Origin of the sequence: Streptomyces sp. NPDC002935, assembly GCF_040611295.1 — a bacterium.
GTDB lineage: Bacteria > Actinomycetota > Actinomycetes > Streptomycetales > Streptomycetaceae > Streptomyces.
Map to the genome: position 1 here is coordinate 243,443 of NZ_JBEXNW010000008.1, position 21,466 is coordinate 264,908.

Here is a 21,466-nt window from a genome sequence, read left to right on the forward strand (position 1 = left end):
CGACAGGGGGAACCAGCCGATTTCCCGACGCGTGGATACGATCAGTAAGCAGTACCAGCAAGGCCAGCAGGATCAGGAAGACGACAGCAAGCTGTACCAGGGCGGCAACGAAGGAGGAGGTGCCCCATGGGAGTCCTGAAGAAGTTCGAGCAACGTCTCGAAGGTCTGGTCAACGGCACCTTCGCCAAGGTGTTCAAGTCCGAGGTCCAGCCCGTGGAGATCGCCGGAGCGCTGCAGCGCGAGTGCGACAACAACGCCACGATCTGGAACCGCGACCGGACCGTCGTCCCCAACGACTTCATCGTCGAGCTGAGCACGCCGGACTTCGAGCGTCTCAGCCCGTACTCCGGCCAGCTCGGCGACGAGCTCGCCGGTATGGTCCGCGACTACGCCAAGCAGCAGCGCTACACCTTCATGGGCCCCATCAAGGTCCATCTGGAGAAGGCGGACGACCTCGACACCGGTCTGTACCGGGTGCGCAGCCGTACGCTCGCCTCCTCCACCAGCCAGCAGTCCCCCGAGCGTGCCCCCGCGGGCCCCGCCCCGGCGGCTCCCCGCGGAGCGGCGGGCGGCTACGGCTACCCGCCCGCGGCCGCTCCTCCCATGCCGTCCGCGCCGCCGCCCGGCGGCCGTCCGGGCGCGGCACCCCTGGGTGCCCGACCCCCGGCCGGCCCGGCGGCAGGCGGCCGTATGCGGCACTGGGTCGAGATCAATGGCGCACGCCATCAGATCTCCCGCCCGACGCTGGTGCTGGGCCGCAGCACCGAAGCCGACGTGCGGATCGACGACCCCGGCGTATCGCGCCGGCACTGTGAGATCCGGACCGGAACGCCCTCGACGATCCAGGATCTAGGGTCCACCAACGGCATCGTGGTGGACGGGCAGCACACCACCCGCGCTACGCTCCGCGACGGCTCGCGGATCGTCGTGGGCAGCACCACCATCATTTACCGGCAAGCCGAAGGGTGAAGCGGGGGCAATGTCAGAGCTGACCCTCACGGTCATGCGGCTGGGTTTCCTGGCCGTACTGTGGCTGTTCGTGATCGTGGCCGTGCAGGTCATCCGCAGCGACCTGTTCGGAACGCGTGTCACACAGCGCGGCTCGCGCAGAGAGGCCGCAAGGCCTCAGCAGGCCGCGCGGCAAGCCGCGCCGCCCCAGCAGCGCCAGCAGCAGCCGCCGCCAGGTGGCGGCGGCCGGCAGCGTCGCGGTGCGCCGTCCAAGCTGGTCGTCTCGGAGGGCACCCTCACGGGTACGACCGTGGCGCTCCAGGGGCAGACCATCACCCTGGGCCGCGCGCACGACAGCACCATCGTGCTGGACGATGACTACGCGTCCAGCAGGCATGCCAGGATCTACCCGGACCGGGACGGCCAGTGGATCGTCGAAGACCTCGGCTCCACCAATGGCACGTATCTCGACCGGAGCCGACTGACGACGCCCACGCCCATTCCGCTGGGTGCGCCGATCCGCATCGGCAAGACCGTCATCGAGCTGCGGAAGTAGTACGACAATGAGCGAGCGGAGCGAGCACGCAGCGGCGGTCCACACGAAGGACCCCGGCGCGCTCCCGACCGGAGGGTGGGCACCGTGCGGATGTACCCGGAGCCGACGGGCGAGGTGCGCATGAGTCTGTCACTGCGCTTTGCCGCCGGATCGCACAAAGGCATGATCCGCGAGGGCAACGAGGACTCCGGCTACGCCGGTCCCCGCCTGCTCGCGATCGCCGACGGGATGGGCGGTCAGGCCGCCGGTGAGGTCGCCAGTTCCGAGGTGATCTCCACCATCGTCGCGCTCGACGACGACGTACCCGGCTCCGACATCCTGACCTCGCTCGGCACCGCCGTGCAGCGCGCAAACGATCAGCTCCGGCTGATGGTCGAGGAGGACCCGCAACTGGAGGGCATGGGCACCACGCTCACCGCCCTCCTGTGGACCGGCCAGCGCCTCGGCCTCGTCCACGTCGGCGACTCCCGCGCCTACCTGCTGCGGGACGGCGTCCTGACGCAGATCACGCAGGACCACACCTGGGTGCAGCGCCTCGTCGACGAGGGACGCATCACCGAGGAGGAAGCCACCACCCACCCGCAGCGCTCCCTGCTGATGCGCGCGCTGGGCAGCGGCGACCATGTCGAGCCCGACCTCTCCATCCGCGAAGTCCGCGCCGGCGACCGCTATTTGATCTGTTCCGACGGCCTGAGCGGCGTCGTCTCCCACCAGACGATGGAAGACACCCTCGCCAGCTACCAGGGCCCGCAGGAGACCGTGCAGGAGCTCATCCAGCTCGCGCTGCGCGGCGGCGGCCCGGACAACATCACCGTCATCGTGGCCGACGTCCTCGACATCGACTCCGGTGACACCCTCGCCGCGCAGCTCTCCGACACGCCCGTCGTGGTCGGAGCGGTCGCCGAGAACCAGCACCAGCTGCACGACAACGGCGCCATGCAGACCCCCGCAGGCCGCGCCTCCGGCCTCGGCCGGCCCGTGCCCGGACAGGGCGGCGGCGAGTTCGGCCCGCCCGGCAGCGGCGACACCACCGGCTATGTGTCCACAGGCTTCGGCGACTACTCGGACGAGGACTTCGTCAAGCCGCGCACCGGACGCAAGTGGCTGAAGAGATCCTTCTACATCGTCCTGACGCTCGCCGTCCTCGGCGGCGGCCTGTACGGCGGCTACCGCTGGACGCAGACGCAGTACTACGTCGGCACCAAGGGCGAGCACGTCGCGCTGTACCGCGGCATCAGCCAGGACCTCGCCTGGGTCTCGCTCTCGAAGGTGGAGAAGGATCACCCCGAGATCGAACTCAAGTACCTGCCGCCGTACCAGCAGAAGCAGGTCAAGGAGACCATCGCCGAAGGCGGTCTCACCGACGCGAAGTCGAAGATCGACGAGCTCGCCGTGCAGGCCTCCGCGTGCAAGAAGGACGCCCAGCGCCGCACCGCCGAGAGCGAGAACAACGCGAAAACCGGTGAGGGCGAGGCCGGTGGGACCACGGGAACCACAAAGACCTCCCTGACGTCCAAGGCCACGTCCACCCCGAGCCCGACCCCGTCGAACTCGGCACCTTCGTCCTCCAAGTCCACGACCGCACCCACTCCCACACCCGGCCCCAGCCTCTCCGTCGAGGAGCAGAAGCTGGTCTCGCTGTGCGGTAAGCAGTAAGAAAGCCGTGAGGGGCCCTGTCACACGATGAGCAGCAGTACGAACACGCCGACGCACCACACGTCCACGATCGGATCGATCGGCGCACCGAGCCGACGTAATACCGAGCTGGCCCTGCTGGTGTTCGCCGTCCTCATCCCGGTGTTCGCCTACGCCAACGTGGGCCTGGCGATCGACGACGAGGTACCCGCCGGCCTCCTGAGTTACGGCCTGGGCCTCGGCCTGCTGGCCGGCGTCGCCCATCTCGTCGTACGGAAGTTCGCTCCGTACGCGGACCCGCTGCTGCTGCCGCTGGCCACGCTGCTGAACGGACTGGGCCTGGTCGTCATCTGGCGGCTCGACCAGTCCAAGCTGCTCCAGTCGATCAACCAGGCGGGCAACGCGGCACCACGCCAGCTGCTGTACACCGCGCTGGCCATCGGCCTGTTCGTCGTCGTGCTGATCTTCCTCAAGGACCACCGCGTCCTGCAGCGCTACACCTACATCTCCATGGTCGGCGCCCTGGTCCTGCTGTTGCTGCCGCTGGTCCCGGGTCTCGGCGCCAACCTCTACGGCGCCAAGATCTGGATCTCGGTCGCCGGGTTCTCCATCCAGCCCGGTGAGTTCGCGAAGATCGTCCTCGCGATCTTCTTCGCCGGCTACCTGATGGTGAAGCGCGACGCGCTCGCCCTGGCCAGCCGCCGCTTCATGGGCCTGTACCTGCCGCGCGGCCGCGACCTCGGCCCGATCATCGTCGTCTGGGCGATCTCGATCCTCATCCTGGTCTTCGAGACCGACCTCGGTACGTCGCTGCTGTTCTTCGGAATGTTCGTCATCATGCTGTACGTCGCCACCGAGCGGACCAGCTGGATCGTCTTCGGTCTGCTGATGTCCGCGGTCGGCGCCGTCGGTGTGGCGAGCTTCGAACCGCACATCCAGACGCGTGTACAGGCCTGGCTCGACCCCCTGCGCGAGTACAAGCTGAGCCAGTCGGGCGCCCCCGGAGTCCACTCCGAGCAGGCCATGCAGGCCCTGTGGGCCTTCGGCTCCGGCGGCACCCTCGGCACCGGCCTCGGCCAGGGCCACTCCGAACTCATCCGGTTCGCCGCCAACTCCGACTTCATCCTCGCCACCTTCGGCGAGGAACTGGGCCTGGCGGGCATCATGGCGATCCTGCTGATCTACGGCCTGATCGTCGAGCGCGGTATCCGCACCGCCCTCGCCGCCCGCGACCCGTTCGGCAAGCTGCTCGCCGTCGGTCTGTCCGGCGCCTTCGGACTCCAGGTCTTCGTGGTCGCCGGCGGCGTCATGGGCCTGATCCCGCTGACCGGTATGACCATGCCGTTCCTGGCCTCCGGCGGTTCCTCCGTCATCGCCAACTGGGCCCTCATCGGAATCCTGATCCGGATCAGCGACACCGCCCGGCGCCCGGCACCCGCCCCTGCCCCCAGCCCCGACGCCGAGATGACCCAGGTGGTCCGCCCGTGAACAAGCCCCTGCGCCGGATCGCGATCTTCTGCGGGCTGCTCGTCCTCGCCCTGCTCATCCGCGACAACTGGCTCCAGTACGTCAAAGCGGACGAGCTGCGGACCGACACGGCCAACCGCCGCGTGAACATCGAGCGGTACGCCACCCCGCGCGGCGACATCATCGTGGACGGCGACCCGATCACCGGGTCCGTGAGGTCCAAGACGGGCGACTACGAGTACAAGCGCACGTACAAGGACGGCGCGATGTGGGCGCCCGTCACCGGCTACGCCTCGCAGGCCTTCGGCGCCAACCAGCTCGAGAAGATCGACGACGGCATCCTCACCGGCAACGACGACCGGCTCTTCTTCCGGAACACGCTCGACATGATCACGGGCAAGAAGAAGCAGGGCGGCAACGTCGTCACCACCCTCAACGGCGCCGCGCAGAAGGCCGCCTTCGAGGGCCTCGGCGACAAGAAGGGCGCCGTCGCGGCGATCGACCCGAAGACGGGCGCGATCCTGGCGCTGGCCTCGACGCCGTCGTACGACCCGTCGACGTTCGCCGGCAACTCCCTGACCACGGACTCCAAGGCCTGGGAAAAGCTGAAGAAGGAGAACAACCCCGACGACCCGATGCTCAACCGGGCGCTGCGCGAGACCTACCCGCCAGGCTCCACCTTCAAGGTCGTCACGGCGGCCGCCGCCCTGGAGAACGGGCTCGTCCCCGACGCGGACACCAAGACGGAATCGCCGGATCCGTGGATCATGCCCGGCACCACGACCAAGCTGCCCAACGAGGGCGACCTCCCCTGCAAGAACGCCACCCTGCGCGTCGCGCTCAGGGTCTCCTGCAACACGGTCTTCGGCAAGGTCGGCGCGGACCTCGGCAACGACAAGATGCTGGAAGAGGCCAAGAAGTTCGGCTTCGGCTCCGAGCAGTTCACGCCGATCCGCTCCAGCGCCTCGGTCTTCTCCGACGGCATGAACAAGTCGCAGACCGCGCTGTCCTCGATCGGCCAGTACAACACCGCCGCCACCCCGCTCCAGATGGCCATGGTGGCCTCCGCGGTCGCCAATGACGGCACCCTGATGAAGCCGTACATGGTCAGCGAGCTGAGCACGCACAACCTGGACGTCATCGAGCACACGGACCCCGAGAAGCTGAGCCAGCCGCTCTCGAAGGAGAACGCGCAGGTCCTCCAGTCGATGATGGAGACGGTGGTCAAGCAGGGCACCGGCCAGCGGGCGCAGATCAACGAGCAGGGCGTCACCGTCGGTGGCAAGACGGGTACCGCCCAGCACGGCGTCGACAACAGCGAGAAGCCGTACGCCTGGTTCATCTCCTACGCGAAGCTCTCGGACGGCAGCTCGCCGGTCGCCATCGCCGTGGTCGTCGAGGACGGCAGCGCCAACCGCGGCGACATCTCCGGTGGCGGTCTCGCCGCCCCCATCGCAAGGGACGTGATGAAGGCAGTCATCGACAGTAAGAAGTGACCCCGCTCACGTCCCCTTCACATCGGTGCACGTTGCGATACCGGTCCTGTCACGGGTGACGGTCTTGGCCAGGTCACAGTAGGCGATCCGGGTACCGTATGCCCGGACAGCACACCGCCGGACCACACAAAGGTGCGGTCGGGACCGACGGAGAGGGCTGGTAGGTAGCTATGGAAGAGCCGCGTCGCCTCGGCGGCCGGTACGAGCTGGGCCACGTGCTCGGCCGTGGTGGCATGGCGGAGGTCTACTTCGCGCATGACATCCGGCTCGGTCGTACCGTGGCGGTGAAGACGCTGCGGGCAGACCTCGCGCGCGATCCGTCGTTCCAGGCCCGGTTCCGCCGGGAGGCCCAGTCGGCCGCCTCGCTCAACCATCCCGCGATCGTCGCCGTGTACGACACGGGTGAGGACTACATCGACAACACCTCCATCCCGTACATCGTGATGGAGTACGTCGACGGGTCCACGCTGCGCGAGTTGCTGCACTCGGGCCGCAGACTGCTGCCCGAGCGGTCCATGGAGATGACCATCGGCATCCTCCAGGCCCTCGAGTACTCGCACCGCGCCGGCATCGTCCACCGCGACATCAAGCCGGCCAACGTCATGCTGACGCGCAACGGCCAGGTCAAGGTCATGGACTTCGGCATCGCCCGCGCCATGGGCGACGCCGGTATGACGATGACGCAGACGGCCGCGGTCATCGGCACGGCCCAGTACCTCTCGCCGGAGCAGGCGAAGGGCGAGCAGGTCGACGCCCGCTCGGACCTCTACTCCACCGGCTGCCTGCTGTACGAGCTGCTGACGGTGCGCCCGCCCTTCGTGGGCGACTCCCCGGTGGCGGTCGCGTACCAGCACGTCCGCGAGGAGCCCCAGCCCCCGTCGGTCTTCGACCCCGAGATCACGCCCGAGATGGACGCGATCGTGCTGAAGGCCCTCGTCAAGGACCCGGACTACCGGTACCAGTCCGCCGACGAGATGCGCGTCGACATCGAGGCCTGCCTGGACGGCCAGCCCGTCGCGGCCACCGCCGCCATGGGCTCGGTCGGCTACGGCGGCTACGGCAACGACCAGCCGACGACGGCCATGCGCCCTTCCGACGCCCAGTCCACGTCGATGCTGCCGCCGATGAACCCGGACGACGGCGCCTACGGCTACGACGACCGCCCCGACCGCCGCCGCCAGAAGAAGAACAACACCTCGACGATCCTCCTGGTCGTCGCGGGCGTCCTGGTGCTGATCGGAGCGATCCTGATCGGCAAGTGGGCATTCGGAGGCAATGGCCCGGGCGACAAGCCGTTCGCCGCACCGAACTTCGTCGGGCAGAGCTTGAGCGACGCCAAAAAAATGGTGGTCAACGGAGACCTGAAGCTCGGGACGGTCTCCAAGAAGGCCTGCGAGGATCAGAAGACCGGCAACATCTGCAGCCAGGACCCGAAGGCCGGCACAGACGTCAACAAGGGCGACACGGTCAACCTGGTCGTGTCTACCGGTGCGCCGAAGGTGGTCGTTCCGAACGTCACCGGCAAGCAGCTGGACAAGGCCACGAAGATCCTCGAGGCCCCCAAGTACGGGTTCAACGTCAAGAAGACGTACGAGGAATCCACGGAGGAAGAGAACAAGGTCCTGAACCAGGACCCGGAGCTCGGTGCCGAGGTGCAGAAGGGGTCGACGATCACTCTGACCGTCGCCAAGAAGAAGCAGCAGTCCACCGTCCCGGACGTCTCCGGCAAGTCCTGCGACGAGGCCAAGGCGCAGATGGTGGCGAACAACCTGGTCGGCGAGTGCACCGATGTGGACACCGACGACCAGAACCTCGTCGGCAGGGTCATTCAGACGACGCCGTCGGCCAACAGTCCGGCGGACCCCGGCTCCAAGGTCCAGATCCAGATCGGCAAGGCCAAGCAGCAGTCGACCGTACCCGGCGTCGTCGGCAAGACCGTGGCCGAGGCGAGGCAGATTCTGCAGCAGGCCGGCTTCAACAACATCCAGTTCGCCCAGGGCAGCGACGGAAGCGACAACGCGACGGTGATCCGCCAGGACCCGAACGCCAACAGCCCGGTCGACAGCCCGGACAACACGACGGTCACGCTCACGACGGTCAACCTGGGCAATAACAACAACGGCGGCGGCAACAACGGCGGCGGCCTCTTCGGCGGAACCTGACCCGTGACCCGCGCGGAGGCCTGACACCTCCCCGTCCGGCCCGGACGTCCAGCACGAGGCCCCGGCACCCTCCTCGGAGGGTGCCGGGGCCTCGTCACTACTGAGGAGTTCTCAGCCCCTCGACCGTCTCAGCGCAGTTCTCTCGGCGCACTTCGGTCAGCGCAGTTCCTTCGGGGGCGTCCGGTTCTCGTCCACCTTGTCCACCCGCTCCAGTTCGCCCCACACCACGTAGCGGTAGCGGGAGGTGTACACCGGCGTGCAGGTCGTCAGGGTGATGTACTGGCCGGGCTTCTTCTTGCCGGACTGCTTCGGGACCGTCTGAAGGACCTTGACGTTGTACTTCGAGGTCTCCGGAAGGATGTCGTAGACCTTGTAGACGTACCACTTGTCCCTGGTCTCGAAGACGATCGCGTCGCCGTTCCTGACCTTGTCGATGTTGTGGAACTTGGCGCCGTGGCCGTCCCGGTGGGCGGCGAGGGTGAAGTTGCCGTTCTTGCCGGTCGTCGGCAGGGACGATTTGACGGGGTCCGTGTAGTAGCCGGCGACGCCGTCGTTGAGGACCTTCGTCGACGTGCCCTTCTCGACGAGGACCTCGCCGTTCTTCATCGCCGGAACGTGCAGGAAGCCGATGCCGTCCTTGGTGTCCAGGGCGCCCGGACCGCCCCGGCCCTGTGCCCAGTTGTCGCGGACCTTGTCGCCCTGCTTGTGCGCCTCGCGGTCGGCCACGACGTTCGTCCACCACAGCGAGTAGACGACGAACAGGCCGAGCACCAGCCCCACGGTGATGAGGAGTTCGCCGAAGACGCTGACCGTCATCGCGAACCATCCGATGCGCCGGCGCCCCCCGGGCACGTCACCGACGGCCGCGTATCCGGCTTCCGATCCGGCGCGTTCGTCGTGGTCGGTCCTCGCTGCCACTGTTCATCTGCCCCGTCTGGTCTGTCTCAGGTTGTCTCACGTGCACGTGACGCGTGCACGCGTCAGTGCGTGCGTCGGCGCCTGTCCTCAGCCGACCAGCGCGTCCGGTTTACCCTTGCTGCGCGGCCGGTCCTCGACCATCTTGCCCCAGACGATCATCCGGTACTTACTGGTGAACTCCGGTGTGCAGGTGGTCAGTGTGATGTAGCGGCCCGGCCCGGTGAACGTCGAACCCTTGGGGATCGGGTCGAGCACGCTCGTGTTGCTCGGACTCGTCACCGGGAGGATCGACGCCATCTTGTAGACGTAGTAGTCGTCCTGCGTCTCGACCACGATCTCGTCGCCCGGCTTGAGCCGGTTGATGTAGCGGAACGGCTCACCGTGCGTGTTGCGGTGCCCGGCGAGCGCGAAGTTGCCCGTCTTGGCGTCCGGCATCGCCGTCTTGAGGTCGCCCTCGCCGTAGTGGCCGACCATTCCGCGGTCGAGCACCTTCGTCTTGCTGATGCCCTCCGCGATCGGCGCGACGACGTCCAGCTTCGGAATGTGCAGGATGGCGAAGCCCTGGCCTGGCGAGAACGTCCCCGGATTCCGCTTGCCGTTCGCCCAGTCCTGCTGGAGGTGGTCCGCGGCACTGCCCGCCTGCTGGTGCGCCCGCACATTCGACCACCACAGCTGGTAGGTCACGAACAACAGCATCAGCACACCGGTGGTGATGAACACCTCGCCGACCATCCGGCTCACGAGGACACCCGCGCTGGGCTTCCGCGCCCGTGCCGCCCGCCGGGCGTCCATCCGGCTCCGAGGGCCCTCAGAGGCCCCCTGAGCCGCCTCATGGGGCTCGTGGGGCTCCTGAGCGCCCCCGTGCCGTCCGTGGCGTCTGGCCGCCTTACGACGGGCCGCACGGCCTCCCGACGCGGGTGCGGCCCCGCTCCCGGCGCTACGCGCGCTCCCGTCTCCCGTTCGAGGCGGGTCGGCGAGGCGCAACGCGACCGTCTCGTCGTCCAACGGCAAGCGCGCGGCGACCGGTTCCGCCCGCGGAGCGGCGACCGGTACCCCGTACGGGGCGGCCGCCTGCGCTCCGTACGGAACTGCAGCAGGCTCCTCGTGCGGCCGGGCGTAGGTCTGCTCGTACATCTCCGCGTACGACGGTGACGGCGCCGCCGCGGAAGGCATGGCCTGCGTCCGGGTCGCCTGAGCGTGAGCGGCCCGGGCCTGCGCCGCCTGGACCTGAGCGGCCTGCGCTTGCGCGGCCCTCATCTGAGCCGCCTGCGCTTGTGCGGCTTGTGCCTGGGCGGCTTGCGCCTGCTGTTGTGCCTGCTGTGCGGCGTACCAGTCGGGTCCGTACCCCTCGGGGCCGTATCCCTGCTGCCGTACGCCCTGTTCCTGGCCCGGCAGCGGATCCGTCAGCGGGTCCGAGAGCCCCCCGACCGCCGCCTCGAAGGCACCCGCGCCCGCGAAGGTCTGGGCACCCGCGCCCTCGAACGCCCCAGCGCCCCCGTACGCGGCCTCGCCGCCATAGGAGGAGCTGTCGCGCTCGGGGCGCAGCGCGGTCACGCCGTGGCCCTGCCCACCACCGGGGCGAGCCCCGCCGACCTCGCCACGGCCACCTTGTCGCCACATTCGAGGAGCCAGTTGGCGAGCATCCGGTGGCCGTGCTCGGTCAGCACCGACTCGGGGTGGAACTGCACACCCTCGACCGGAAGTTCGCGGTGTCTGAGACCCATGACGATCCCGTCGTGGGTACGGGCCGTGACCTCCAGCTCGGCCGGGACCGTGTCCGGCTCGGCCGCCAGCGAGTGGTAGCGGGTCGCGGTGAAGGGCGACGGCAGGCCGGCGAAGACGCCCTTGCCCTGGTGCTCCACGAGCGAGGTCTTTCCGTGCAGCAGCTCGGGAGCGCGGTCGACCACACCGCCGTACGCCACCTGCATCGACTGCATCCCGAGGCAGACGCCGAAGACGGGAACCCCGGTCGCGGCGCAGTGCCGGACCATGTCGATGCAGACACCGGCCTGTTCGGGAGCACCGGGCCCCGGGGACAGGAGCACACCGTCGAAGCCGTCCTGGGCATGCGCGGTCGACACCTCGTCGTTGCGCAGCACCTCGCACTCGGCGCCCAACTGGTACAGGTACTGGACCAGGTTGAAGACGAAGCTGTCGTAGTTGTCCACAACGAGGATGCGCGTACTCACTGGTTGTCCACCGTCACATCGTTGAAGGGCAGCAGCGGTTCGGCCCAGGGGAAGATGTACTGGAAGAGCACGTAGACCGCTGCCAGCACGAGCGCGAGTGAGACCAGCGCCTTCACCCATACGCTCCCCGGCAGATGCCGCCAGATCCAGCCGTACATGCCGTCCCTTCCGTCGCCGTACGCCAACAGACTAACGGCGGAGAGCCGCCGGTTTCCCTGCCTCCACGGGCTGCGTGGAATCAAGGTGTGCCCAGACGATCAACCGGTGGCTGTGCCCCCACTCCGGATCGCACGTGGTCAGCGTGAGATAGCGCCCCGGACGCGTATACCCGGACTTACGTGGCACAGGGTCGATCACCTCAATGTCGGAGGGCACCGTTTTGTAGGGGCCTTTGTCGACCCGATATGTGAACCAGGTCGTCCCGTCCGTCAGTACCACCGCGTCGCCTCGGCGCAGCTCGGGAAAGTCCTTGAAGGGATCGCCGTACGTACGCCGGTGACCTGCGACCGAGAAGTTGCCCTCCTGGCCGAGCTGGGCGGTGCCCCGGTAGTGGCCGAGCCCCTTCTTCAGGATCTGCGTGGCGGTGCCTTCGAGCACGGGCTTGTTCCACGTGAAACCAAGCCGCGGGATGTACATGACCGCGAACGGACCGCCGTACGTGTAGGGGCCGGGCGCTTTCGGGCTCTCGGTGGCCGTGGCGCCGGTCCCACCGGAGGTACCGGGGGAGCCGGAGACGCCGGAGGAACCCGTAGTGCCAGAGGAGTCCGTCGTGCCCGGCGGGGACTTCGGCTCCTGGGCCAACGCTCCCTTCGACCACTGTCGCTGGAGCACGTCGATCTGGTGGTCCATCGCGCTGTCGGCCTTCACTCCCGTCCAGAACAGCACGTAGATCACGAAGAGCACGATCAGGGTGCCGGCGGTGATGCACAGCTCACTGATCGTCCTGACGACCACTCGCACCGACACAAGGCCCCCCGGCGGCAGTTCGCTCCACAGGCTTCGCCCACTGCTCCGCGAGGTCCGGCGGCTACTCCACGGGCTTCGCGTAGTGGAGATCCACTGTGCCCGAGTAGCCGGGAAGAGTCACCGCCCCGTCCTCCTCGACTTTCCAGCCGAGCCCGTAGACGTTGACGTACACCATGTAGTTCTGGATCGCCGGGGAAGCGGCGAGCGCCTTCTGGAGTTTCTTCGGGTCACCGATGGCGGTGATCTTGTACGGAGGCGAGTAGACGCGGCCCTGGAGGATCAGGGTGTTGCCGACGCAGCGCACGGCGCTGGTGGAGATCAGCCGCTGGTCCATCACCTTGATGCCCTGGGCGCCGCCCTGCCACAGAGCGTTGACGACGGCCTGAAGGTCCTGCTGGTGGATGACGAGGTAGTCGGGTTGCGGCTCGGGGTAGCCGGGAAGCTTCGCCGTCGCGTTCGGCGGGGCGTCGTTGAGCGTGACCGTGACGGCCTCGCCCTTGAGCTTCTGGGTACCTGCGTTCTTTTCCAGCGCCGCGAGCTTGGCGTCCTCGGCCTCGCTGCTGCCGTCCTCCCGACCGGCGAGGGTGTCCACGTCGTCGCGCAGGGTGCCGTTGGACTCGTCCAGCGCCGCGTTCTTGTGGCTGCGCTCCTGAATCAGGTCGGAGAGCTTCAGCATGGACGCATCCGTACGGATGTTCGTACCCTTGGCTGTATCGAAGCTCATGAAGAAGATGAGGCCGGCCAGGGCGAAGACGGCGGCCGTAAGGACACGTACGGGCCGGAAACGGCGCGTATCCCCAGGACTGGTACCCGTCCCGGGGGAGTCGGCAGAATTGCTCAACGTACCCTTATCTCCTTCGGCGCCGCGGAAGCACTACGCTAACGGACGCCCGGGGGAGCGCTCAGTGTCCCCTTGTACGCTGCCCCGGAGCCCGCCCAAGTTCCCTGCGCGGCCACGCAGCGCATCGACAGGAGAGACCCTCGTGCCGAAGTCACGTATCCGCAAGAAGGCCGACTACACGCCGCCCCCGGCGAAGCAGGCGACCAATATCAAGCTGACCAGCAACACCTGGGTAGCGCCCGTCATGCTGGCCATGTTCCTCATCGGTCTCGCCTGGATCGTCGTCTTCTACGTGACGGACGGCTCCCTGCCGATCGACGCGCTCGACAACTGGAACATTGTGGTCGGCTTCGGCTTCATCGCGGCCGGATTCGGCGTCTCCACCCAGTGGAAGTGACCGTCTCCGCCCACCTGGAAACGACCGGGTCAGCAGCTCTGCCCACGGTTATCCACTGAGTTATCCACAGCAGTTGTCCACAGGTGGAAAAGAAAGACGATCTGTGGATAACTCATCCACGGTTGACGCCGGTGTGACTGATCTAACCGGCATCCGCAAACCTGTTCGCCCCCTGTCCGACCTGGGGAAACTCGGGTCAGTGACAGGGGGCACAGCTGTTCCCGCACAGCGTGCACAAGATCCGCCACGGTCTGTGGACAACAACTCTTCTCAGGTGAGCCGGCCGCTGTCTCAGGTGAGCTGGGGCGGTCCTGATCAGCCGCGTTCTCAGGTGAGCTGAGCGGTCCTGATCAGCGTCATGGCGACCACCGCGACCAACATCAGCGCGGAGACCCCGTACTGGACGAGGTTCCGCCGCTCGCGCGGTGCGTGAACCATCGCGTAGCCGACCACCACACCGGCGACCAGACCGCCGACGTGCGCCTGCCAGGCGATGTTGAAGCCGGGGCTGAAGGTGAAAATAAGATTGATCACCAGCAGGGCGATGACCGGGCGCATGTCGTAGTTGAGCCGGCGCATCAGGACCGCGGTGGCGCCGAACAGGCCGAAGATCGCGCCGGAAGCACCGAGCGACGGCTGGTTGGGGGCGGCGAGCAGATAGGAGAGCGCGCTGCCCGCGAGGCCCGAGATGAAGTACAGGGCGATGAAGCGGGCGCGGCCGAGGGCAGCCTCCAGCGGACCGCCGATCCACCACAGGCTGACCATGTTGAAGATGATGTGCATGACGCTGCCGTGCAGGAACATCGCCGTCAGCATCCGGTACCACTGGCCTTCGGCCACGCCCTGGATGTCGCCGGAGAGCCAGGCACGGCCGAAGAGGGTGAAGCGGTCGGTGAAGGAGTCGCCCACCGAGATCTGGACGAGGTAGATGGCCAGGTTGAGGCCGATCAGCACCTTGGTCACGAGCCGTGGGTCCGCCGCGACCGTGCCGCCCGCGAGCGTGCGGGGCTGGGTGGCCGCCGGAGCGTGGCCGGTGCCGGAGCCACTGCGGACGCAGTCGGGGCACTGGAAGCCGACCGAAGCGCTGACCATGCACTCGGGGCAGATCGGGCGCTCGCAGCGGGTGCAGCGGACACCGGTCTCACGGTCCGGGTGCCGGTAGCAACCAGGCAGGCTCCGGGCGTCCTGCGGTCCCTGATCCCGCGGCCCCTGCGGGCTGCCGGGTGGCTGGTCCATGGGGTCCCCTCAATCTCCGTACGGCGGTTCGCACGCGGTCACGCCGGGTCCGTGTGCGCAACGCACCGCCCCGTCCATCCTTACGGATGAACGGGGCGATTGGTTCCCTGCGGGAGCCTTCGGGCCCACGGATGCGGGCGGCCTGTTCGGGCTCAGCCCTGGCGGGTCTCGACGACGACCGACTCGATGACGACGTCGTTGACCGGGCGGTCGGTGCGCGGGTTGGTCTGGGCACCGGCGATGGCGTCCACGACCTTCTGGCTGGCCGCGTCCGTGATCTCACCGAAGATGGTGTGCTTGCGGGTCAGCCAGGCCGTCGGGGAGACGGTGATGAAGAACTGCGAGCCGTTGGTGGCCGGGCCGGCGTTGGCCATGGCCAGCAGGTAGGACTTGTCGAAGCGCAGGTCCGGGTGGAACTCGTCCTCGAACTGGTAGCCGGGGCCGCCGGTACCGTTGCCCAGCGGGTCACCGCCCTGGATCATGAACCCGCTGATCACCCGGTGGAAGACCGTGCCGTCGTACAGCTTGTCCGTGGACTTCACACCCGTCTCCGGGTTGATCCACTCACGCTCACCCGTGGCGAGTTCGACGAAGTTCCGGACCGTCTTGGGCGCGTGGTTCGGCAGGAGCCGGATCTCGATGTCGCCTTGGTTGGTCTTCAAGGTGGCGTAAAGCTGCTCGGCCACGATCTGCCTTCCGTTGCCTTCTCTTGACGCTCCGATCCTCGCACGGACCAGGCTGCTCGGCCCCCGACCGCCACCTCCGGACGAACGTGCGGGCATCGGGCTTGCGGAAAACCTGTCGAGTCGCTCCGGGACGGGGGCGAGGCGCGGCGATCCGTGGCATTGTCGACGACAAGCTCCCGTTGCCCCGTATTAATCCGCTATCTCACTTGATCGACACCTGACCGGCTCCGACTCGGGAGTCTCCGGGAGTCGGCACCCGTGACACGGATGCCCGCCCTCACATGCCCCGGACCACTTGGGCAGGCATGATCCCCATAGGGGCGGAAAGGTGAACTGTGTGTCTTTGGGGGTACCCGAAACCCCCGACGTACGCCACCGAGGAGGAGGAAACCCGTGACCCGCATCGACAGCGTGCGCGCCGCGACCGGCTCGGCGAAGGACAGCGTGCTGCACGCCGCGGAAGTGGTGGCGCCTTACGCCGACACGGCCAAGGACAGGGCCTCGTACTACGCGGGCGAAGCGCGCGTACGGCTCGCGCCGAAGGTGTCGCAGGCCGCCGAACAGGCCCGCGCCCAGTACGACGCCTATCTCGCGCCGCGCCTTGAGCAGGCCCGCACGCATGTACCGCCGAAGGTCGACCAGGCCGCCCAGGAGGCGGCCATCCGCACCCGCAGGGCGGCTCGCCAGGCCGCCGACTATTCCAAGCCGCGGATCGAGCAGGCCGTGGCCGCGGCCCAGCCCGTTCGGGACGAGGCCGCGGCGCGCGGCGTGGCGGCCATCGCCGCACTGCGCGGCCAGGTCACACCGCAGGAGATCCAGAAGCTGCTCCGCAAGCACGAGCGACGGGCGAGGGCCGGCCGTCTCGTGAAGGGGCTGGCCGTGCTGGGGATCCTGGCGGGTGGCGCTTTCGCCGCCTGGAAGTGGTGGGACAAGCAGGCCAACCCCGACTGGCTCGTCGAACCGCCGGCCGCGACCGAGGTGCCCGAGACCGGACGGCTCACGTCGGTCGACGGCAGCGGCCAGTCCGACCTGGACCCCGAGGTCCAGGTCAAGGAAGCCGAGGAAGAGGCGGCGGAGCGCGACGACCGCCGCTGAACCCGACCCAACATCGCCGCGGGGCAGGAGACTTGACGGTCTCCTGCCCCGCGGCGATGTTTCACGTGGAACAGCGGCGCGGGGGGCCGCGAACGCCCGTTGGAGGATTTACCCGCATGGCCCGCGATGACGTTTGCAACGGCCCTTGTGTGCAACATCCGTGGAGATGTTGTTAACGGAATGCGCTGAACCGGTTACTCGGCAGCCCGCGCGGCAGCTCACACAAGGGGCCCCATCGGACCCCCAGGCCCGACGGCACCACGCCGGCCGCCCGCACAGCGGAGCCACAGGCCCCGTTCCGGCCGCCTGTTTGCGCAAAGAACTGCAACGCCTGCAAAGCCACTTCCTGTGACGCACGTCACCGATGGCTCTCGCGCCGACCCTCACCCCGTCCGGGAACCCCTTCGCCGGGCCCCGCACACGGACGAAACGGGGACATACGAAAACCGGCCAGCCGCCACGGATGGGCGTCTGGCCGGTCTGGGGTGTGGAGCCTAGGGGAGTCGAACCCCTGACATCTGCCATGCAAAGACAGCGCTCTACCAACTGAGCTAAGGCCCCCGGAAGAGGAGCGTCCGACCACAAGAACCATCTGTCGACGGGCGCCGCAGACCAGAGTACCGGGTCACCCCCCGGATCTCGCAAAAAGATGGGGGTCCCCGTGGGCGACCACTCTCCGTAAGATGCTCGACGTGGTTCGCTGTCGCGAACCACGGTACTTGGGGAAGCGATGGGGAGACGCAATGGACGCCGCACAGCAGGAAGCAACCGCGAGAGCCCGGGAGCTGCAGCGGAACTGGTACGGGGAGCCGTTGGGGGCGCTCTTCCGTAGGCTCATAGAGGACCTGGGTCTGAACCAGGCGCGTCTTGCCGGGGTTCTGGGCCTGTCCGCGCCCATGTTGTCGCAGCTGATGAGCGGTCAGCGGGCCAAGATCGGCAATCCCGCGGTGGTCCAGCGTGTACAGCTTCTGCAGGACCTGGCGGGGCAGGTCGCCGACGGAAGCGTCAGCGCCGCCGAGGCGACCGAGCGGATGGACGAGATCAAGAAGTCCCAGGGGGGATCGGTGCTCAGCAACACCACGCAGTCCACGACGAGTTCGGGAGCCCCTACGGTCAAGCGGGTGGTCCGCGAGATCCAGTCGCTGCTGCGCTCGGTCGCTGCCGCCGGGGACATCATCGACGCCGCGGACACCCTCGCCCCGACCCACCCCGAACTGGCAGAGTTCCTCCGGGTCTACGGTGCCGGCCGTACCTCCGACGCGGTCGCGCACTACCAGTCCCACCAGAGCTGAGCCGACCGCCCGGCCGCCGAACGCCCGGCCGCTGGAGGCCCGTGAAACCTTCCAGCCGCCGCAAGTCAGGCAGCCGGGCCTCGGAAGAGGTCGCCGGACCGACCGCCGAAGGGGAGCGACGCACGACCATGGGTGAGGTCTTCGCAGGCCGGTACGAACTGGTCGACCCGATCGGGCGCGGGGGAGTCGGTGCGGTGTGGCGTGCCTGGGACCACCGGCGGCGCCGTTATGTGGCCGCCAAGGTGCTGCAGCAGAGCGACGCGCACGCGCTGCTGCGCTTCGTGCGGGAGCAGGCGCTGCGGATCGACCATCCGCATGTGCTGGCTCCCGCCAGCTGGGCCGCCGACGACGACAAAGTGCTGTTCACCATGGATCTGGTCGCCGGGGGCTCCCTGGTCCACCTGGTCAACGACTACGGCCCCCTGCCTCCCTCCTTCGTCTGCACCCTGATCGACCAGCTCCTGGCGGGCCTCGCCGCCGTGCACGCGGAGGGGGTCGTGCACCGCGACGTCAAGCCCGCCAACGTGCTCCTCGAAGCGACCGGCACGGCCCGGCCGCGACTGCGGCTGTCCGACTTCGGCATCGCGATGCGGCTGGGCGAACCGCGGCTCACCGAGACCAACTACGTGGTGGGAACGCCGGGTTATTTCGCGCCCGAACAGATGCTGGGCTCCGAGCCCGATTTTCCCGCGGACCTGTTCGCCGCAGGTCTGGTCGCCCTGTACCTCCTGGAAGGCGCCAAGCCCGACGCCAAGGCGCTGATCGAGTACTTCGCCGACCACGGCACGCCGTCCGCGCCGCGAGGCATACCCGAGCCTCTGTGGCAGGTCGTTGCGATGCTTCTCCAGCCGGATCCGCACGCTCGCTTCCGCACCGCCACAGGGGCGCGCAAAGCCCTTGCCGCAGCCGTCGAGTTGCTGCCCGAGCCCGGTCCCGACGACGAACTGATCGAGGTTTTCGACCAACTCGGGCCGCTGCCCGAGGGGTTCGGTCCTGCGGGACCTCTGCGGCCGGGCACTGCTCCCGGTGTGAGTCACCGAACGCTGTCCTCCCGTAACCATCCGGACAGCACAGCCGCTCACGCCGGACCCGGCTCGGACAACACTCCGTCGTGGCCCGACTCCGGCTCCGGTCCAGGCGTTTTCCCTGCCCCGGATTCCACTCCCGACCCGGGCGGGGAATCCGGCTCCGAACCCGGCTCCGAACCCGACACGGGAGCGGACGTGGAGCAGGACTCTGCCCAGGTCGCCACTGGGACGGGGACCGCTCAGGAGGGCGTACGGTCGCAGCCCGCCTCCGAGGAAGCGCGCGTACAGCCTGCCCGGGAGCGCACGCGTCCCCTGGCCGCCCCCGACGACGTACAGGCTCGTTCCGCCCCGGAAGTCGCTCGGCCCCTTGCCGCCCCCGACAGCACCCCTCCACACCCCGCCTCCGGGACGGCCTCTCCCCAACCTTCCTCGATGTCGGACACCGGCAGCTTCCATCTGCCGCCGCCACGGCCCGCTGCCGCTGCCGACTCCCAGCGGCAACCACAGGCCGAGCCGCCACCACAGCAGACCCAGTACCCACCGGAGCAGCAGTCCCAGCAGGCATGGCCGGAGGCACAGACGCCCACTCCCCCCACCTCGGTCCCGCTCCCCCTGCCGCTGTCGGCCCTCCTCTACCCCCCGCCTTTCGACCCGACGCCGACCCCGACGCCCCCTCCTCCTGCCGCTCCCACCACCACTCCCACTCAAGTGCCCTCCCCTCATCGGCCACTGGCCCCGTCCGCTGCGATGCCGCAGTACGCATATGCCTCTACTGCTTCGTACACCGCTCGGTCCGTTCAGGTTCCGCCTCGGACGGCGGCAGTTCCGGAACACCGCAGAAGGCGCGCACGGCCGCGTCCGGGGCCACCCGCCAAGATCGCGGTGCCGATGCTGTTGCTCGCGCTGGCCTGTTTCGCGGTCGGGTTCTGGGCACTGACCCAGGTCTGAGGAGCAGCATGAGCGGTCAAGGGCGCACGAGGTCCCGGGCGCGACCGTCCCGGCCGTTCGCGAGAGAAACCCTCCCCCGTCGGTACCGTGGTGCGAGCGACGAGCGCTACCAGCCTCGTGTCGCCCCGTGCCCGTGCTCCCAAGGTGCCGGCGCGGGTGTGCTCAGCGAGGCCGGAGCCGTGTCCGCTTCCGCGTCCTCCGGTACGGGCCTGCGGAGCCGCACCGCCCGGCGGCGCGCGACCACGGTCCACATTCCGAGCGTCAGCATCAGCAGGCATCCCGTGCCGATGCCGCCCGCGGCGACCAGCTTCATGGTTCCGCTTCGGCTGCCGCCACCGCCGCCGGTGCCGACGACGCCGCCGTCGCCCGCCGCACCGTCGTCGGTCGCGTCGTCGGAGTCCCCCGCCGGAACGTCGAACACGTCTCGGGGCTCGGCCTGCCCCGTGTATGCGGGCTCCGTACGCGCCGCTCCGGCCACGCGCACCCGCAGGGTCAGCCCGATCGGCCCCTCACCGAAGCGGTCGGCGACCTGCGCGGCGAGATGGACCACAAGGTAGTAGGAGCCCGCGAACCGCATCGCGCTCACGTGGTCGTCGAGGGCGTACCGGTTCTCGTAGGCGACGGGCGGAAGAGGGTCGAGCGCGGCGGAGCGCTGGCCGCCGTCGTATCCGGAGCCGACGTCGTCGACGAAGCCGCGTACGGGGTTGTAGAGGGACATGGTGAGAGCGGTTCCCACTTGGCCCTCGCCGCGGCTCGAACTGCCCAGGTCCGCGGTGGCGTAGAACTGCTGTCCCCAGTCGACCGGCACCTTGTAGAAGCGCGTCTGCCCCGGGCTGATGTCGTCCTCCCAGACTCCCGGCCTCAGTGAGCCGGCCCCGCCGAACCCGGCGCCGCCGCTGCGGTGCTTCGGGACCCCCGTGAGGGCTTCCGGCGACGCGGAGTTCCAGATGTCCGGAGCGCTCGTCGCACCGGGCGCCTTCCTCAAACCGGGCTCCGACACATAACTGAGCTCCAGGTCCCACGCGCGGGACGAGGAACCCGCCGTAGCGGCCGAACCCGTCGCGCCTCCCGCTCCGGTGCGTTCGACGACCACGTAGTACGTTCCCGCGGTCTGGCAGGCGTACTGCTTGCCGCCCGTTTCGCGGGACGCCCAGGCGGCGATGGGGTGCGGGCTCTGAGTGGCGCCGAAGTGGGCGGTGCCGGAGGAGGAACAGTTGCGGCTGTTCCCGTCCTGGAGGGAGACCTTGAGGCCGTCCGCGTAGGAGACCGTCGCACCGGGCCGGGGGACGGCGGTGGCGGAGACGTAGGCGGTGGAGTCGGCATCGAGTTCGAGAAGGTAGTAGAGCCTGCCGTCCCTTCCGGCGGGTCCGATGGAGCTCCTGTACGTGTGGCCCGGCTCAAGCCGTACGGAGTCGGTCGTGTCCGCGGCACCCTTGACGGTGGTGGCGTCCTCGGCGAAGGCGTACGGCCCGGGCGTACCGTCGGCGGCCGTCCTCGCGTCTTCGGTGGTGGTCCACGCGACGGCGGGCCCAGGAGCGGCTGCGGCGGCCCGCTCGGCGGGCGTGAGGATCAGACACAGCACGGCCGCTGCTGCCGTGGCCATGAT

19 protein-coding genes and 1 tRNA gene are annotated in these 21,466 nt (G+C 68.5%); 10 read left to right on the forward strand and 10 right to left on the reverse strand.

Features of this window, described 5'->3' with window-relative positions:
- Positions 1-126 precede the first annotated feature (126 nt).
- The 6 genes from ABZX90_RS13730 to pknB all read left to right on the forward strand — a co-directional run bounded on the left by ABZX90_RS13730 (position 127) and on the right by pknB (position 8,264).
- On the forward strand, positions 127-969 hold the full coding sequence (locus tag ABZX90_RS13730) for a DUF3662 and FHA domain-containing protein (RefSeq protein WP_351124164.1): 843 nt from the start codon (positions 127-129) through the stop codon (positions 967-969).
- A 10-nt stretch (positions 970-979) separates the two neighbouring features.
- Positions 980-1,504 (forward strand): FHA domain-containing protein, encoded by a 525-nt coding sequence (locus ABZX90_RS13735; RefSeq protein WP_351124167.1) that lies wholly within the window; start codon positions 980-982, stop codon positions 1,502-1,504.
- A 90-nt stretch (positions 1,505-1,594) separates the two neighbouring features.
- The gene (locus ABZX90_RS13740) at positions 1,595-3,160 is read left to right on the forward strand and encodes a Stp1/IreP family PP2C-type Ser/Thr phosphatase (protein WP_351124308.1); all 1,566 of its coding nucleotides are present in this window, start codon (positions 1,595-1,597) and stop codon (positions 3,158-3,160) included.
- Positions 3,161-3,187: 27 nt separating this feature from the next.
- A complete protein-coding gene (locus ABZX90_RS13745) occupies positions 3,188-4,627 on the forward strand; it encodes an FtsW/RodA/SpoVE family cell cycle protein (protein WP_351124170.1) in 1,440 nt (479 codons plus the stop codon).
- Entirely contained in the window at positions 4,624-6,102 is a 1,479-nt protein-coding gene (locus ABZX90_RS13750) for a penicillin-binding transpeptidase domain-containing protein (RefSeq protein ID WP_351124172.1), read from the forward strand. Before ABZX90_RS13745 ends, ABZX90_RS13750 begins: the two co-directional genes overlap by 4 nt.
- Before the next feature lie 170 nt (positions 6,103-6,272).
- Positions 6,273-8,264, forward strand: a complete 1,992-nt coding sequence (gene pknB, locus ABZX90_RS13755) for a Stk1 family PASTA domain-containing Ser/Thr kinase (protein WP_355204538.1) — start codon at positions 6,273-6,275, stop codon at positions 8,262-8,264.
- A gap of 156 nt (positions 8,265-8,420) precedes the next feature.
- On the opposite strand, the gene ABZX90_RS13760 is transcribed toward pknB, so the two are convergent.
- The 6 genes from ABZX90_RS13760 to ABZX90_RS13785 form a co-directional block, all read right to left on the reverse strand.
- Complete coding sequence (locus ABZX90_RS13760; protein WP_351124311.1) at positions 8,421-9,080, reverse strand: class E sortase; 660 nt, start codon at positions 9,078-9,080, stop codon at positions 8,421-8,423.
- A 189-nt stretch (positions 9,081-9,269) separates the two neighbouring features.
- Positions 9,270-10,736 (reverse strand): class E sortase, encoded by a 1,467-nt coding sequence (locus ABZX90_RS13765; protein ID WP_351124177.1) that lies wholly within the window; start codon positions 10,734-10,736, stop codon positions 9,270-9,272.
- On the reverse strand, positions 10,733-11,371 hold the full coding sequence (locus ABZX90_RS13770) for an aminodeoxychorismate/anthranilate synthase component II (protein WP_103554275.1): 639 nt from the start codon (positions 11,369-11,371) through the stop codon (positions 10,733-10,735). Before ABZX90_RS13770 ends, ABZX90_RS13765 begins: the two co-directional genes overlap by 4 nt.
- Positions 11,368-11,529, reverse strand: a complete 162-nt coding sequence (locus ABZX90_RS13775) for a hypothetical protein (RefSeq protein WP_351124182.1) — start codon at positions 11,527-11,529, stop codon at positions 11,368-11,370. Before ABZX90_RS13775 ends, ABZX90_RS13770 begins: the two co-directional genes overlap by 4 nt.
- Before the next feature lie 31 nt (positions 11,530-11,560).
- Entirely contained in the window at positions 11,561-12,331 is a 771-nt protein-coding gene (locus tag ABZX90_RS13780) for a class E sortase (RefSeq protein WP_351124314.1), read from the reverse strand.
- A gap of 67 nt (positions 12,332-12,398) precedes the next feature.
- On the reverse strand, positions 12,399-13,178 hold the full coding sequence (locus ABZX90_RS13785; protein WP_351124183.1) for a DUF881 domain-containing protein: 780 nt from the start codon (positions 13,176-13,178) through the stop codon (positions 12,399-12,401).
- A 142-nt stretch (positions 13,179-13,320) separates the two neighbouring features.
- Between ABZX90_RS13785 and crgA the strand changes: the two genes are divergently transcribed.
- Complete coding sequence (crgA, locus tag ABZX90_RS13790) at positions 13,321-13,575, forward strand: cell division protein CrgA (protein ID WP_351124186.1); 255 nt, start codon at positions 13,321-13,323, stop codon at positions 13,573-13,575.
- 327 nt (positions 13,576-13,902) lie between these two features.
- Here the strand turns inward: crgA and ABZX90_RS13795 are convergent, their stop codons facing one another.
- Together ABZX90_RS13795 and ABZX90_RS13800 are read right to left on the reverse strand one after the other, a co-directional pair.
- Complete coding sequence (locus ABZX90_RS13795; protein WP_351124189.1) at positions 13,903-14,811, reverse strand: rhomboid family intramembrane serine protease; 909 nt, start codon at positions 14,809-14,811, stop codon at positions 13,903-13,905.
- Positions 14,812-14,963: 152 nt separating this feature from the next.
- Complete coding sequence (locus ABZX90_RS13800) at positions 14,964-15,497, reverse strand: peptidylprolyl isomerase (protein WP_351124191.1); 534 nt, start codon at positions 15,495-15,497, stop codon at positions 14,964-14,966.
- Positions 15,498-15,890: 393 nt separating this feature from the next.
- Between ABZX90_RS13800 and ABZX90_RS13805 the strand changes: the two genes are divergently transcribed.
- Positions 15,891-16,592, forward strand: coding sequence for a DUF5324 family protein (locus ABZX90_RS13805; protein WP_351124194.1), 702 nt, complete (start codon positions 15,891-15,893; stop codon positions 16,590-16,592).
- A gap of 488 nt (positions 16,593-17,080) precedes the next feature.
- Here the strand turns inward: ABZX90_RS13805 and ABZX90_RS13810 are convergent.
- Positions 17,081-17,153: transfer RNA gene (locus tag ABZX90_RS13810), tRNA-Ala, on the reverse strand.
- A 182-nt stretch (positions 17,154-17,335) separates the two neighbouring features.
- Between ABZX90_RS13810 and ABZX90_RS13815 the strand changes: the two genes are divergently transcribed.
- Entirely contained in the window at positions 17,336-17,884 is a 549-nt protein-coding gene (locus ABZX90_RS13815; protein ID WP_037614940.1) for a transcriptional regulator, read from the forward strand.
- A gap of 128 nt (positions 17,885-18,012) precedes the next feature.
- Positions 18,013-19,860 (forward strand): protein kinase, encoded by a 1,848-nt coding sequence (locus ABZX90_RS13820; RefSeq protein WP_355204615.1) that lies wholly within the window; start codon positions 18,013-18,015, stop codon positions 19,858-19,860.
- A 106-nt stretch (positions 19,861-19,966) separates the two neighbouring features.
- Here ABZX90_RS13820 and ABZX90_RS13825 read toward each other — a convergent pair whose 3' ends face one another.
- Positions 19,967-21,463, reverse strand: coding sequence for a hypothetical protein (locus tag ABZX90_RS13825; protein ID WP_355204547.1), 1,497 nt, complete (start codon positions 21,461-21,463; stop codon positions 19,967-19,969).
- Positions 21,464-21,466 lie beyond the last annotated feature (3 nt).